The organism is Streptomyces purpureus, assembly GCF_014648195.1.
Classification (GTDB): domain Bacteria; phylum Actinomycetota; class Actinomycetes; order Streptomycetales; family Streptomycetaceae; genus Streptomyces; species Streptomyces purpureus.
This window is the reverse complement of record NZ_BMQQ01000001.1, coordinates 540,736-554,057: the sequence shown is the minus strand read 5'-3', so window position 1 is coordinate 554,057 and position 13,322 is coordinate 540,736. Positions and strand designations below refer to the sequence as shown.

11 protein-coding genes and 1 pseudogene are annotated in these 13,322 nt (G+C 72.0%); 6 read left to right on the top strand and 6 right to left on the bottom strand.

What is annotated here, in order from left to right:
• Position 1: 1 nt before the first annotated feature.
• Positions 2–187: a hypothetical protein gene (locus tag IEZ01_RS02485; protein WP_189199573.1), complete on the bottom strand. Its 186-nt coding sequence runs from the start codon at positions 185–187 to the stop codon at positions 2–4.
• A gap of 56 nt (positions 188–243) precedes the next feature.
• Here IEZ01_RS02485 and IEZ01_RS02480 point away from each other — a divergent pair.
• Positions 244–471 (top strand): annotated as a pseudogene (locus tag IEZ01_RS02480) (hypothetical protein); the annotation flags it as partial.
• Positions 472–495: 24 nt separating this feature from the next.
• Here the strand turns inward: IEZ01_RS02480 and IEZ01_RS02475 are convergent.
• From IEZ01_RS02475 to IEZ01_RS02460, 4 genes are read right to left on the bottom strand one after another with little or no spacing between them, the layout of a single operon-like run.
• The gene (locus IEZ01_RS02475; RefSeq protein WP_028798231.1) at positions 496–1,251 is read right to left on the bottom strand and encodes a class I SAM-dependent methyltransferase; all 756 of its coding nucleotides are present in this window, start codon (positions 1,249–1,251) and stop codon (positions 496–498) included.
• Positions 1,252–1,297: 46 nt separating this feature from the next.
• Complete coding sequence (locus IEZ01_RS02470; protein ID WP_189199840.1) at positions 1,298–2,503, bottom strand: aminotransferase class V-fold PLP-dependent enzyme; 1,206 nt, start codon at positions 2,501–2,503, stop codon at positions 1,298–1,300.
• 1 nt (position 2,504) lies between these two features.
• Complete coding sequence (locus IEZ01_RS02465) at positions 2,505–3,824, bottom strand: pyridoxal-phosphate dependent enzyme (RefSeq protein ID WP_019891182.1); 1,320 nt, start codon at positions 3,822–3,824, stop codon at positions 2,505–2,507.
• Positions 3,821–5,293: a type III PLP-dependent enzyme domain-containing protein gene (locus tag IEZ01_RS02460; protein ID WP_189199571.1), complete on the bottom strand. Its 1,473-nt coding sequence runs from the start codon at positions 5,291–5,293 to the stop codon at positions 3,821–3,823. Before IEZ01_RS02460 ends, IEZ01_RS02465 begins: the two co-directional genes overlap by 4 nt.
• Positions 5,294–5,646: 353 nt before the next feature.
• Here IEZ01_RS02460 and rpmF point away from each other — a divergent pair, with 353 nt between their 5' ends.
• The 5 genes from rpmF to IEZ01_RS02435 all read left to right on the top strand — a co-directional run bounded on the left by rpmF (position 5,647) and on the right by IEZ01_RS02435 (position 11,591).
• Entirely contained in the window at positions 5,647–5,823 is a 177-nt protein-coding gene (gene rpmF / locus IEZ01_RS02455) for a 50S ribosomal protein L32 (protein ID WP_019891179.1), read from the top strand.
• Entirely contained in the window at positions 5,820–7,004 is a 1,185-nt protein-coding gene (locus tag IEZ01_RS02450; RefSeq protein WP_019891177.1) for a GTP-binding protein, read from the top strand. Before rpmF ends, IEZ01_RS02450 begins: the two co-directional genes overlap by 4 nt.
• A gap of 212 nt (positions 7,005–7,216) precedes the next feature.
• The gene (locus IEZ01_RS02445) at positions 7,217–9,271 is read left to right on the top strand and encodes a phosphocholine-specific phospholipase C (RefSeq protein WP_189199569.1); all 2,055 of its coding nucleotides are present in this window, start codon (positions 7,217–7,219) and stop codon (positions 9,269–9,271) included.
• Positions 9,272–9,436: 165 nt separating this feature from the next.
• Positions 9,437–10,669, top strand: coding sequence for a phosphodiester glycosidase family protein (locus IEZ01_RS02440; protein WP_189199567.1), 1,233 nt, complete (start codon positions 9,437–9,439; stop codon positions 10,667–10,669).
• 115 nt (positions 10,670–10,784) lie between these two features.
• Positions 10,785–11,591 (top strand): VOC family protein, encoded by an 807-nt coding sequence (locus tag IEZ01_RS02435; RefSeq protein ID WP_019891168.1) that lies wholly within the window; start codon positions 10,785–10,787, stop codon positions 11,589–11,591.
• 60 nt (positions 11,592–11,651) lie between these two features.
• On the opposite strand, the gene IEZ01_RS02430 is transcribed toward IEZ01_RS02435, so the two are convergent.
• Complete coding sequence (locus IEZ01_RS02430; RefSeq protein WP_189199565.1) at positions 11,652–13,271, bottom strand: hypothetical protein; 1,620 nt, start codon at positions 13,269–13,271, stop codon at positions 11,652–11,654.
• Positions 13,272–13,322 lie beyond the last annotated feature (51 nt).

Genomic DNA, 13,322 nt, shown 5'->3' with positions numbered 1-13,322 from the left:
GTCAGTCCTGGGCTGCGGTCCAGCGACGGGTCTCCGTGTCGTAGGCGTGGGTGGGGCGTCCCCGGATGCCGGTCGTACGGAAGGGGCGGCCGCCGTCGTTGATCCGGACCGTGCCCGAGCGTCCCTCGCTGCTCCACTCGAGCTCCAGTTCCCACCGGCAGTCGCAGCCGGCGGTCCGGGCGGCCACGAGCAGGACCCTCCTGCGCGGAGCGCATCCTGGGTCAGTACCCGACGACCGAGGCCACGTCCGCCTACCACGGCAGGGTGGCGGTCGAGGAGGGCGCCCACGTCTACAGCCTGGACACCGCCGACCGCGAGGTCGGCTCCACGGACATAAGCCTGTTCTCGGTGGGCCGCGACGGACGCACCGTCACCTATATCCAGTGGGGGCAGCTGGGCGATCTGGCGGACGCCCCGCTGGCCGGGTTCCGGCAGACCACGCGTACGGCGGTGGCCAAGCTGTACCGCTGAGCCCCGGGCCCGGCGGGCACCGGGTCAGCGCACGGCGACCACGACATGGCTGCTGCCGAACTGCCAGACGGCGCCGGCGTGGGCGAAGCCCGCCTCACGCAGCAGCGTGAGGTGCTCGGAGACGGACAGGTCGTTGCCCTCGCACGGGGGGTGGGCGCGGCCGCCGGACCGGGAGAGGAGCGGGGCCAGTTCGGGGTCGGCGACCACGCCGGACCACCAGGACTCCCAGTCCTCGGGGGTGAGGGTGCTGTGGCGTTCGGCGTGGCGGCGGCCGACGTGGGCGGCCAGTTCGGAGATGGCGGCCGCGTCCGGGCGGATGTGGTCGCCGTTGACGAGGACGCCGCCGGGGCGCAGTCGCCCGGCGACGTCCCGGTAGACGTCCCGCAGGGTCCCTTCGCCGAGGTAGTGCAGAGCGGTGGTTGACACCACGGCGTCCACGGGCCGGTCGAGGCCGAGAGCGTCCAGCCAGCCGGGCGCTCCGATCACCGCCTCGACGTAGCGCAGATGGTGCCCGTAGTAGGCGCTGCCGAGTTCGAGGAGCAGCGGGTCGGCGTCGACGGCCAGGACCTCGGCGGCCGGCAGGCGGCCGGCCAGCCGGGCCGCGAGGGACCCCGGCCCGCACCCCAGGTCGAGGACGAGGGGGGCGGGCCGGTCCGCGGTGGAGTGTTCGACCACGTCGGCGATGACCGTGAATCTCTCCTCCCGGTCGACCGCGTACCGCTCCTGCTGGCATTCCCAGCGCTCCACCCATCGCGCCGCCGTGGCCGTGCTCATCCCCATGCGCTCGTGTCGCCTCCGTCGTACACCCACCCTGTGCTTATGAAAATCATTGCAGATTGGCGAGCGCCGTGAGCAGCCCTTCCACCTCTTCGGGTGTGTTGTAGACATGGAGGCTCACGCGCACCGACGCGTCCTTGACACCGGCGCCCGCCTGGCAGTGGCCGTCGGAGCGCACCATGAAGCCGTGGCTGAAGAGGATGAAGCCCAGCTCGTGCGGGGGGATTTCGCGGTGCCGGAAGGTCACCAGGCTGCACCGGCGCTGGACTTGGGAGTCCGCCGCGAGGCTGGCGCGGCAGCCGATCACGTCGTACGCCGGCAGCCGGCTCAGTCCGTCGGTCAGGCGGGCGGTCAGCGCGGTGGTCCACCGTTCGATCCGGTCGGTGCCGGCGGCGTCCAGCCAGTCGAGCGCGGCGGTGAGGGAGGCGATTCCGGCCGTGTTGGGCGTTCCGTCCCAGCCGCCGGGGCGGAACGCGGGGCCACGCCGCTCCCGGGCCCAGACGGCGCCGGTGCCGGGCAGGGCAAGGGTTTTGTGGCCGGAGAACACTACGAAGTCGACGTCGAGTTCGGCCGTCGACAGCGGCAGGTGGCCGATACTCTGGGCCGCGTCGAGACAGATGGGCACCTCGGGGCCGACGACCTCGCGGATGCGGTGCACGTTCATGTCGACGCCATGGACGTGGTGGACGTGGGTCGCGGCGACGAACCGGGTGCGCGGGCCGGTGAGCGCGGCGAGCGCCGCCGGATCGTAGTCGCCGGAGCTCGCCTGGTAGGGCAGTTCACGTACGGTGATCCGCACGCCCTGGCGGGCCAGCAGCTCCCGCGCCTCCAGCCATGGGGAGAGGTTCGCCTCGTGGTCGGCGAAGGGGACGACTATCTCGTCCCCGTCGGCGAGCAGTGCGGGCAGCCAGTCCCGGGCGACGGTGCGCAGCCCTTCGGTGGCGCCGCTGGTGAAGTGCACGGAGGACCGCTCGGGTTCCGGGTCGCCGAGGAAGCGCCGGATCCGGTCCCGGGCCTCTTCGACCATGGCGGTGGTGGTGTTGGCCCAGGGGTACGAGCCACGGCCCGCGTTGGCGTTGGAGGTGGTGAGGTAGGTGTGCACGGCGTCCAGGACGGCCTGGGGCTTCTGGGAGGTGGCCGCGCTGTCCAGATAGACCAGGTCCGGCTGGGCCTGGATGATCGGGAACTGGGCCCGCAGGGGTCGCTGCCACGCGGCCAGCTCCGCTATCGCCGCCTCCGTCGGGTCGGCCGCCATGTCAGTCACGCACCAGCGGAGCACCGGCGTCCCGCCAGGCGATGATGCCGCCGGCGAGGCTGCGTACGTCGGGGTGTCCCATCCGGGTCAGCAGGGCGGCGTAGCGGGCGGACTTCTCGCCGACCGGGCAGGCCAGCAGCACCGGCTGCCGGGTGCTGAACGGCATCCCGTTCCTGACCAGTTCCTCGAAGAGCTCGTCGACGATGTTCATGGAGCCTTCGATGTGGAGGGCGGCGTAGGCGAAGGGGCCCCGCAGGTCGATCACGAGGGGCCGCTGGGTCTCGATCCATTTACGCGCGTCGCCGACGTCGACGGCCGGGGCCGCGCTGATCTCGCTCGGGGTGAGGGTGGCGAGGGAGTTTCGTACGGCCGGCCGGCCGAACAGGTCCGGGCGGCGGCGGCCGATGTAGCCGAGGTAGCTCTCCACCCGGTCACAGACGATGAAGACAGCCGTCTTACGGCCCGTCAGTTCCCCGTCGAGCGCGGCCAGGTGGCGTACGGCGCCGAAGTAGGCGGCGCCGCCCGTGGGGCCGGCCAGCAGGCCGCAGCGGCGGATCAAGGTGAGCATGCCGTCGATGGCGTCGTCGGCGCCGACGGCTTCGATCGTGTCGTACGTCGCCGGGTCGAAGATGCCGACCTCCTGCACCTCGTCGATGGTGCGGATACCGGGGATGAAGTCCGACTTGTGGGCGACCAGTCCGACCACGCCGACCGACGGGTCGTGGGCGCGCAGGGTCCGGGCGACCCCGGTGGAGGAACCGGCCGTTCCGACGCAGGCGACGAACCAGTCGGGGGCACGGCCGTCGAGGTCGGCGATGATCTCGGGGCCGGTGCCCTCGGCGTGGGCTTCGGTGTTACGGGCGTTGAAGTACTGGTCGGTGTGGAGGTGGGCGCTGTCGGGACGGCTCAGCTGCTGATGGAAGAGGGTCAGGGGGTCCTCGGTGTCGGTGGGGTCGAGGCATTCGGACTGTCCGGGCAGCTCCTCGATCTCCGCGCCGAGCAGCAGCAGGAGGTCCTTGATCTCCGGTACGCGCATCCGGTTGGTGACGCTCTTGAAGGGCAGACCGTGCATTCCGGCGATCAGGGCCAGGGCTTTGGCGGTGTTTCCGCTGGACAGCTCCACGACCGTCTCGCCGCGCTCCTTGGCGCCGGCGAGTTCCTCCCGGGTCATGTTCCAGGCGGCCCGGTCCTTGAGGGAGCCGAACGGGTTGAGCATTTCGAGCTTGGCGTAGAGGTCGATGTGGCGCAGGCCGTGCACGGCCGGATCGATGCGCACCAGCGGGGTGTCGCCGATGGCGTCGGTGATGCTGTCGTACCTCATCCGTGCTGCTCCCCCAGACATGAGATCGGCCAGTACTGGTCGTCGAGACACCAGCGCCAGGAGCCCGCCTCGCCGGAGACGGCGACCTTGCGGGCCACCGGCTGCTGCTGGGCGTGGGTGGCGCCGAAGTCCATGCAGTAGGCGGCGGTGTTGGCGAAGGCGAGGAGGTCGCCGGGGTGGGGCGGCCGGGGCAGGAAGACCGCCCTGCGGGTGATGAGGTCGGCCTCCAGGCAGAGGTTGCCCATGAGGTACGCGGCCACCGGCCCCTCGCCGTCATCCTGGCCGCGGCCGGGGTCGCGGGGCACGATCACCGGGTCCATGAGCACGCCGTGGTCCTCCAGGCCGACGTCCCCGGCGTTCATCGCGAGCCGCACGAGGTGTTCGCCGGTGTCGGTGCGCCGGACCTCCAGCACCTTGCCGAGGGTGAGCCCGCACTGGTCGGCCAGGGCCCGGCCGGGCTCGGCGTACAGGTCGGCGAGGCTCTCCAGGAGCAGGGTGCCCAGCGACCGTCCGAGGCTGGGGGCGGGCCGGGTGAGGAGTTCGTCGAGATAGTCCTCGCCGGCGACGGGCCGGTGGGCGGGGTAGAGGCCGAGAGCGCCCTTGAGGATGCCGTTCTCGCTGCGCAGGCCGTAGCCGTGGCCGCCCCAGGTGATCGGCGGGCGGCGGCCCATGACCGCGTCGGTGAGGGCGGTGGTGTAGCGCTCCCACTGGCCGGCGTGGGCGAGGTAGCTGATGCCGAAGCCGCCTCCGACGTCGACGGCCCGCGGCTCGAAGCCGCGCAGCCGCAGCTCCTCCAGGGCGCGCAGGCAGCCCTCCAGGGCGGTGGCCTTCTCGTCCACGCTGGTGGTGTCGAGGTGGTAGCCGACGCCGAGGGGTTCCAGCTCGTCCCGGTGCCGTTCGAGGACGTCGAGCAGGGAATCCAGGGCCTTCACCGACCAGCCGAAGCGGCTGCGTCGGGACAGGCGCCTGGCCCCGGACGTCTCGAACTCGGCCAGCCGCAGGACGACGCGCAGGCGAGGCAGTCCGTAGTCGCGGACCAGGCGTGCGGCGGTCTCCAGTTCGCCGGGGCCGTCGGCGTTGACGGTCGCGCCGGCGCGGGCGGCGAGCCAGAGGAATTCGGGGTCCTTGGGGCCGGTCGCCATGATCCTCCCGCCGGTGAATCCGGCTGCGAGGGCGTGCTGGAGCTCGCCGAGCGACGCGGCGTCGAGGTCGGTGCCGGTCGCGGCGAGCCGGCGTACCAGCGCGCTGGAGCGGTTGGTCTTGTGCGCGAAGAAGATACGTCCGGTGAGGTGGTGGCGGGCGAGGACGGAGCGGAAGCGTGCGGCGTTCTCGGCGATCTGGTCCGGCAGGAGGACGTTGAGCGGGGAGCCCAGGGCGTCCACGAGCTGATGGAGGAAGGCGGCCGACGCCAGCAACGACGACGATCGCCGTGCCGGCCGCGGCTCCAGATACAACGGCGCGTCGCTCATCCCCGCGTTATGCCCATCCCGGCGGTGCGATGACCGTCGCACGGGAGAGACGGCCGGATCGGTGCGGTGGCACCGCCGGGGCGGGTTCACAGGGCGGGGGCATGAGGATCTCGTCCCGGGCGCCGCCGGGGCAATGGGCAGGGCGCCGGGGCCCCCGGCCGGAATCGGTCCATTCCAGCCGGCAGTGGAAGCGTTCGAGCCCCGGCCGGTCCGTACGGCGATATTCAGCCATTCAAGGCCGGTCTCGAAGCGGGCAGCCACGGCCGCGCGGCCGGGGATCGCGTCCACCATTTTGATAATGGGATCCGTTTTCATATAGCGTGGCCGGGCACCCACCACCCCGGAGGACCGACATGGCCGTACCCAAGCGCAAGATGTCCCGCAGTAACACCCGCCACCGCCGCGCACAGTGGAAGGCGAGCACGCCGCGGCTGGTGCCCTTCACCGTCGACGGCTCCGTGTACCTCGTACCGCAGCGCCTGCTGAAGGCCTACGAGCGTGGTCTCCTGCGCCCCGAGGACCGGGCGTGACGGACAGCGCGTCCGGCGACCGCCGACTGCCGGTGACCGTGCTCTCCGGCTTCCTCGGCGCGGGCAAGACCACCTTGCTCAACCACGTCCTGGCCAACCGCGACGGCCTGCGGGTCGCCGTCATCGTCAACGACATGAGCGAGATCAACATCGACGCCGCGCTGGTACGGGGCGGCGACGCGGCCCTCTCGCGCACCGAGGAGCGGCTGGTCGAGATGACCAACGGGTGCATCTGCTGCACCCTGCGCGACGATCTCCTTGAGGAGGTCGACCGGCTGGCCCGTGACGGCCGCTTCGACTACCTCCTCATCGAGTCCAGCGGCATCTCCGAGCCGATGCCGGTCGCTGCCACGTTCGCCTTCCCCCGCGACGACGGCGCCACCCTCGGGGACCTCGCCCGGCTCGACACCATGGTCACCGTGGTGGACGCGGCGAACTTCCTGCCGGAGCTGACCAGCGGCGACGGGCTCGCCGAACGCGGCCTCGACCAGTACGAGGACGACGAGCGCACCGTCAGCGACCTGCTCATGGACCAGATCGAGTTCGCCGACGTGATCGTGCTCAACAAGCTCGACCTGGTCGACGTGGAGGAGGCCGTCCGTCTCAAGGCGGCGCTGAGCCGGCTCAACCCGGCCGCCCGGCTCGTGCCCGCCACCCGGGGCCGGATCGCCCCGGGCGACATCCTCGGCACCGGCCGCTTCGACCTCGAACGCGCCCAGCAGGCGCCGGGCTGGGTCATGGAGCTCAACGGCGACCATGTGCCGGAGACCGAGGAGTACGGCATCTCCTCCACCGTCTTCCGCGCCGATCAGCCCTTCCATCCAGACCGGTTGTGGAGCCTGGTGACCGAGGGTCTGGACAGCGGCGCCTACGGGCGCATCCTGCGCTCCAAGGGCTTCTTCTGGCTGGCCAGCCGCCCGCACGTGACCGGACTGTGGTCGCAGGCCGGCGCGGTGGCGCGGTTCGAGCCCTCCGGCGCCCGGGACCCGCACACCGAGCAGGGCCAGGAACTGGTCTTCATCGGCACCGGATTGCGCGCCGGCGCCCTGCACGCCGCCCTGGAGGCGTGCCTGCTCGCGGACGGCGAGACCGCTCCCGCCGACGACGACTTCCCGGCCTGGGAGACGTACGGCATCGGTGACGCCTGCGAACACGAGCACGCCGCCCCGGAGGCGGCCTGACACTCCGGGCTGGGCGGTGGTCGCAGCCACGGCACCGCCCAGCCCGGCCGAACCTTCCGCTCACGCCCCGGCGCGCCCGACACGAGTTCCGTCGCGGGGCGTTCGCCGGGCGTACGCCGGGCAGTCATGGAGTGTCCGCCGGGCGCTACCCCGCGCACGCTGTCCTTGGGGCGCCCCTCGCCACCCCTTCACCCGCCGAGGTCGATGCACCCATGACTGAACTCAACCGCCGTCGCTTCCTGCAGCTCGCCGGAGGCGCCGCCGCCCTCACGATGCTCTCGGACAGCATCGCCCGGGCCGCCGCGATCCCCGCCCAGGGAAGCACCGGCACGCTCCAGGACGTGGAGCACATCGTCGTCCTGATGCAGGAGAATCGTTCCTTCGACCACTACTTCGGTGCGATGAAGGGCGTCCGCGGGTTCGGCGACCCCCGCCCCGTGACACTGCCCAGCGGCAAGTCGGTCTGGCACCAGGCCGACGGCGGCAAGGTGACCCTGCCGTTCCGCCCCGCCGGCGAGGACCTCGGCATGGAGTTCCTCCAGGGCCTCAACCACGACTGGGCGGGCGGCCAGAAGGCCTTCAACAAGGGCAGGTTCGACCAGTGGGTGCCCGCGAAGACGCCGACCACGATGGCGTACCTCACCCGCGCCGACATCCCGTTCCACTACGCGCTCGCCGACGCCTTCACGATATGTGACGCGTACCACTGCAGTTTCATCGGCGCCACCGACCCGAACCGCTACTACATGTGGACCGGGCACACCGGCAACGACGGCACGGGCGGCGGTCCGGTCCTCAACAACGCCGAGGCCGGCTACGGCTGGACCACCTACCCTGAGCGCCTGGAGGCGGCCGGGGTGTCCTGGAAGATCTACCAGGACATCGGCGACGGCCTGGACGCCGCCGGACACTGGGGCTGGATCGACGACGCCTACCGCGGCAACTACGGCGACAACTCGCTGTTGTACTTCAACAGCTACCGCGGCGCCCAGCCCGGCAACCCGCTCCACGACAAGGCCCGCACGGGCACGAACGCGAAGAACGGCGACGGCTTCTTCGACATCCTGCGCGCCGACGTCCAGGCGGGCCGGCTCCCGCAGGTGTCCTGGATCGCCGCCCCGGAGGCGTTCTCCGAGCACTCCAACTGGCCGTCCAACTACGGCGCCTGGTACATCTCGCAGGTCCTGGACGCGCTGACCTCCAACCCCGACGTCTGGGCCCGCACCGCGCTGTTCATCACCTACGACGAGAACGACGGCTTCTTCGACCACGTCGTGCCGCCGTACGCCCCCGCCTCCGCCGCCCAGGGCCTGTCCACCACGCCCACCGCCCTGGACGTCTTCCCCGGCAAGACCGGCTACGTCGCCGGCCCCTACGGCCTGGGCCCGCGCGTCCCGATGCTGGTCGTCTCCCCCTGGAGCACCGGCGGCTACACCTGCTCCGAGACCTTCGACCACACCTCGATCATCCGGTTCATGGAGGAGCGCTTCGGGGTGCACGAGCCCCAGATCTCGCCCTGGCGGCGGGCCGTCTGCGGCGATCTGACCTCCGCGTTCGACTTCGCCCGCACCCAGACCACGCCGGCCGAGCTGCCCCCGACCGACGCCTACTTCCCGCCGGACCGCGACCGGCATCCCGACTTCCGGCCCACCGCCCCGGCCGTGGGCACCATGCCCCGGCAGGAGCCCGGCAGCAGGCCCACCCGCCCGCTGCCCTACGCCCCCTACGTGGACGGCGCCGCCGACATCGCCACGGGCAGGTACCGGCTCACCTTCAGCGGCGGCCCGGCCGCCGGCGCCCAGTTCTACGTCACCGCGGCCAACCGCACCGACGCGCCCTGGACGTACACCACCGAGGCCGGCAAGGCGATCGCGGACACCTGGAACACCCAGTACTCCAAGGGCGTCACGGACCTCACCGTCCATGGCCCCAACGGCTTCCTGCGCCGCTTCCGCAACCCCGGCAAGACCGCCGGCCCCGAGGTCACCGCGCGCCACAACGCCACCACCGGCAACCTCGACCTCACCTTCACCAACGCGGGCACGGCCGACGCCCAGCTCACCGTCTCCAACAGCTACGCCGGCACCCCGCGGACGTTCACCGTCCGCGAGGGCGCGACGGTTCGGCACACCGTGGACCTGCGAGCCTGCCGCAACTGGTACGACGTCACCGTCGCCGCCAACACGGCGGACTTCGTGCGCCGGTTCGCCGGACACGTCGAGACGGGCGCGCCGGGCCTCACGGACCCGGGCATCCTCACCGCCTGAGCCTCCCCAGGAGACCCCCCGAAGGGGTGCGTTTCCTGATCCTTTCCCAGCTCGTTGACCCCTGGTCCCAGGGGGCGGGCAACTCTCCAGGGACCCACGAGAGTTGCCCGTATCCCTGGGGGGACCGTGTTACGTCACCGCACACCGTCACATGTCGCTCGCGCCGTGGTGACGGTGCTTCTGGCCTGCTGCGCCCTGCTAGGGGCCGGCCTCGCGGGCGCCGCGCCGGGAGTCACGGCGGAGCCGGCCGGCGCGCCGCCGCTTCCGAAGGCCGGCCGGTGGACCCCGGTCGCGCCCGGCGTGCGCTACACCGCCTTCGACAGTCCCGCCGCCAAGGGCCCCGTCCGGGCCCATGTCCTCGCCGTCGATCTCGCCCGGCGGGGCGTGGTCGTGGACCTGCTGCATCCGGGCGTGGTCGCCGCGCGGGCGCCGTTGTCGCGGCTCGCGGACGCGCGGGGCGCGGTGGGCGGCGTCAACGGCGACTTCTTCAACCTCAGCGAGGCACAGCACCCGGGCGTCGAGGCCACCGGCGCGCCCGTGGGGCCCGCGATCGCCGGCGGCCGGGTGCTCAAGGCCGCCGTACCGGAGGGTCAGCGCTTCGGCCCCAGGCTGCCGCCCGGCACGTCCACCCGGGACGTCCTCGGGGTCGGCTTCGACGGCCGGGCGCGGCTGGACCGGCTCACCCTGGACGGCTCGGTGTCGCTGCCGGCCGGGCAGCTGGAGCTGGGCGGGCTCAACCAGTACGCGCTGCCGGTCGGCTCGGTGGGACTCTTCACCCCCGCCTGGGGTGCGGCTTCGCGGGTACGGGCGACCTGCGGCACCGACACCGACCGGGGCGCGCCGTGCAGCGAGGACACCCATGAGGTGACCGTCCGCCAGGGACGGGTCGTCGCGGTCGCCGGCTCGCCCGGGGGCGGGCAGATCGCCGAGGGCGATCAGGTGCTGGTGGGCCGGGAGGCGGGGGCGCGGGCGCTGCGCGCCCTGTCGGTGGGCGACCGGGTCGCCGTGCGGCACCGGCTGCTGGCGGACCGCGCCCGGGCGCCGTTCCGGTTCGCGGTCGGCGGCTTTCCGGTGGTGCGGGGCGGGCAGCCGCTGGCCGGCCTGGACACGGTCACCGCGGCGGTCCGTACGGCCGCGGGGATCCGGGACCAGGGCCGTACGCTGCTGCTGCTCGCCCTGGACGGCTCACCCGCGTACCGCGGCGGCCTGAGCGTGGCCGAGGCGGCCGACCTGATGCGGTCGCTGGGGTCGGTGGACGCGTTCTGTCTGGACGGCGGCGGTTCCTCGACGCTGGTCGCGCGGGAGCCTGACACACAGACTGTGACGGTGCGTAACCATCCCAGTGGTGGTGCGGAGCGTCTGGTGCCGAACGGCATCGGTGTCTTCCTGCGGCGGTGACCTCAAGCGGGCACTTTGCGTCACCGAGCGGGATGGGCGGGCCGTGGTTAGCGTGGCTGGCAGAGGACCCATCACCGATCAGAAACCACCGATCAGACAGAAGAGAGTCACAGCCATGGCCGTACAACCTGACGGCAAGCCGTGCTGGGCCGACGCGATGTTCACCGACGTGGAGGGCGCGAAGGCGTTCTACGGTGACGTGCTGGGGTGGACCTTCGGCGAGGCCGCGTCGGAGTTCGGCAGCTACACCCAGGCCTATCGCGACGGCAAGGCGGTCGCCGCCGTCGTCCCGCCCATGCCCGGCCAGGACGGCGAGGAGAGCCGGTCGGCGTGGTGTCTGTACCTCGCCTCGTCCGACGTGGCCGCGACCGCCCGGAAGATCCGTGACAACGGCGGGACCCTGCTGATGGAGCCGATGCAGGTCGGCGACTTCGGGTCGATGTGCCTGGCGCAGGACCCCGGCGGGGTCGTTTTCGGCGTCTGGCAGGGCGGCACCCACGAAGGCTTCGAGAAGATGGGTGAGACGGGCTCGTACGTGTGGAGCGAGATCTTCACCCGCACACCGCAGGAGTCGGACACCTTCTTCCCCGCCGTCTTCGGCTACGGCGTGAAGACGATGGCCGCCCCGGACGTCCCGGAGATGGACTACAAGCTCTACACCCTGGACGACAACCCCGAGCTCGGCCGGATGCTGATGACCGGCGACTTCCCGCCCGACGTCCCTTCGTACATCCAGGTGTACTTCGCCGTGGACGACTGCGACGCGGCGGTCGCGAAGGCGCAGACGCGGGGCGGTCAGCTGGTGTTCGGGCCGATGGGCAGCCCGTTCGGCCGGTTCGCGGCGATCGTCGACCCGCAGGGCGCGGTCTTCGCGGTGATCGACCAGGGCACCACCGAGGGTGAGATGCCGGACCTGCGCTGATGTCGCGTGACGGTGTGCCCGGGGCCGCGAGGTCCCGGGCACATGCGCGTGGCGGGTCGCTCAGCCCTGGTCGCGGACGGCGACGATGCCGTTGAAGACGCCGATGTAGGCCGTGCCGTCGGGGCCGATGGTGATCGGGGCCCAGTTGTTGTCGTACGCGGGTCCGGTGCCCGTGAGGCGCTGCCAGCGCCGTTCGCCGGTGCGGAAGTCGACGGCGGTCAGGTACCAGGCGTCGATGCCGAGGGCGTTGGGCTCCTTCTCGTAGAAGTAGAGCAGGCCGTTGGCGGTGGAGAGCTTGGGGACGGTGGAGGGTGAGCGGATCGCGCTGTCCCAGACGGTGTCGCAGCCGCTGCCGTCGGGGCGGACGTCGATCCGGGTGACTCCGCCGGTGACGCTGCGGCCGAAGGTGAGGGAGAGCGGGTTCTCGTAGCCGTAGTTGTTCTCGACGACGAGGCTGTTGCCCCAGCTGATGAGGGAGTTGTCGGTGGTGGAGGCGCCCGGGGTGAAGACCGGCACCGTGCAGACGAGGCGGCGGTCGGCGGACACGTCGGTGCCGCGGCGGTATACGAGGACGTTCATCCGGTCGTCGGCGTTGTCGGTGATGGCGACGTACCGCTCGCCGCCCTGGCCGAACAGGTCGGGGGTGGTGCCCGAGCCCTGGTTGACGGAGCCGGGCTTGGTGCCGGTGCCCCGGTCGTAGGCCTGCCGCCACTGGACCACCGGGGTGCCGTCGGGGGCGGCCCGGAAGCTGTAGAGGGCGTGGTCGGAGACGATGGAGACGCCGTCCTCGGCGACGGAGAAGGAGTTCTGGATCTCCTCGCCTGGCAGCCGCAGGGAGCGGATCGCGCCGGTGCCGGGGTGGACGGTGCCGACCCGGCCGAGCCGGGTCACCCACCAGATCCGGCCCTGCCAGTCGGGCATCACGGAGGTGACGGGGTCGCAGACGCCGCTGGGGAAGAGATTGGTCCAGCTGACGCAGTCGTGCGGGACGTGCGCGGTGAGGTCCCAGTCGTCCTCGACGGTGAACCGCCAGGCGCCGTCGGCGCCTTGGTTGTGGGCGATGCGCAGGACGTGCTGCCGGGAGTCGGCGAGGACGACCCGGTCGCGGTCGTCGAGGTAGAAGTAGGCGCCGCCGGAGGTGTCCTTGAAGATCTTGGAGAAGTCGAGCCGGGTGACGGCCTCGACGGTCGAGGAGCGCTGCGGCAGCTTGTACTCGGCGAGGGTGTCGAGGGTGCGCGGGTCGAGCAGCTTGAGCAGGAAGCCGGTGAAGGTGCCGCAGACGGTGAGAAGCCGGCCCGCCGAGTCGAAGGTGGCGGTGGCGCATTCACCGCCCACGGGTGCGATCTGCGCGCTGGTGACGGCAGGGTCGCGGCCGAGGGGTCCGGAGTAGGGGTGGGTGCCGCTGCCGGCGGCGTCGGCGTGCATCCCGCTGCGGCCGTTGGGGGCGAGGTGGGGGTGCTGGGGCGGGGCGTCGGCCGGGACGGGCCGGGGGATCGCGGGGGCGCCGCGGTAGGCGTCGACCAGCCGGTGGCCGGGGGCCTTGGGTATCTCGGTGGCGACGGCGGGGACGGCGGCCGTGAAGGCGGTCGCGGTGACGAGCAGCAGCAGCGCGAGGGTGCGGGCGCGGTCGCGCGCACGGCGTGGGATACGGCGTGGGCGGTCGGGTCTCAGGGGGGTCATACGGCTCCTCGGATGCGTAACGTCGTCGCGCCGGCGGCCGACGTTAGGACC

Bases quoted from the DNA above. Each gene is read 5' to 3' on its own strand.
- IEZ01_RS02475 (WP_028798231.1), bottom strand. From the start codon at position 1,251: ATGGGGATGAGCACGGCCACGGCGGCGCGATGGGTGGAGCGCTGGGAA.
- IEZ01_RS02470 (WP_189199840.1), bottom strand. From the start codon at position 2,503: ATGGCGGCCGACCCGACGGAGGCGGCGATAGCGGAGCTGGCCGCGTGG.
- IEZ01_RS02465 (WP_019891182.1), bottom strand. From the start codon at position 3,824: ATGAGGTACGACAGCATCACCGACGCCATCGGCGACACCCCGCTGGTG.
- IEZ01_RS02460 (WP_189199571.1), bottom strand. From the start codon at position 5,293: ATGAGCGACGCGCCGTTGTATCTGGAGCCGCGGCCGGCACGGCGATCG.
- rpmF (WP_019891179.1), top strand. From the start codon at position 5,647: ATGGCCGTACCCAAGCGCAAGATGTCCCGCAGTAACACCCGCCACCGC.
- IEZ01_RS02445 (WP_189199569.1), top strand. From the start codon at position 7,217: ATGACTGAACTCAACCGCCGTCGCTTCCTGCAGCTCGCCGGAGGCGCC.
- IEZ01_RS02435 (WP_019891168.1), top strand. From the start codon at position 10,785: ATGGCCGTACAACCTGACGGCAAGCCGTGCTGGGCCGACGCGATGTTC.
- IEZ01_RS02430 (WP_189199565.1), bottom strand. From the start codon at position 13,271: ATGACCCCCCTGAGACCCGACCGCCCACGCCGTATCCCACGCCGTGCG.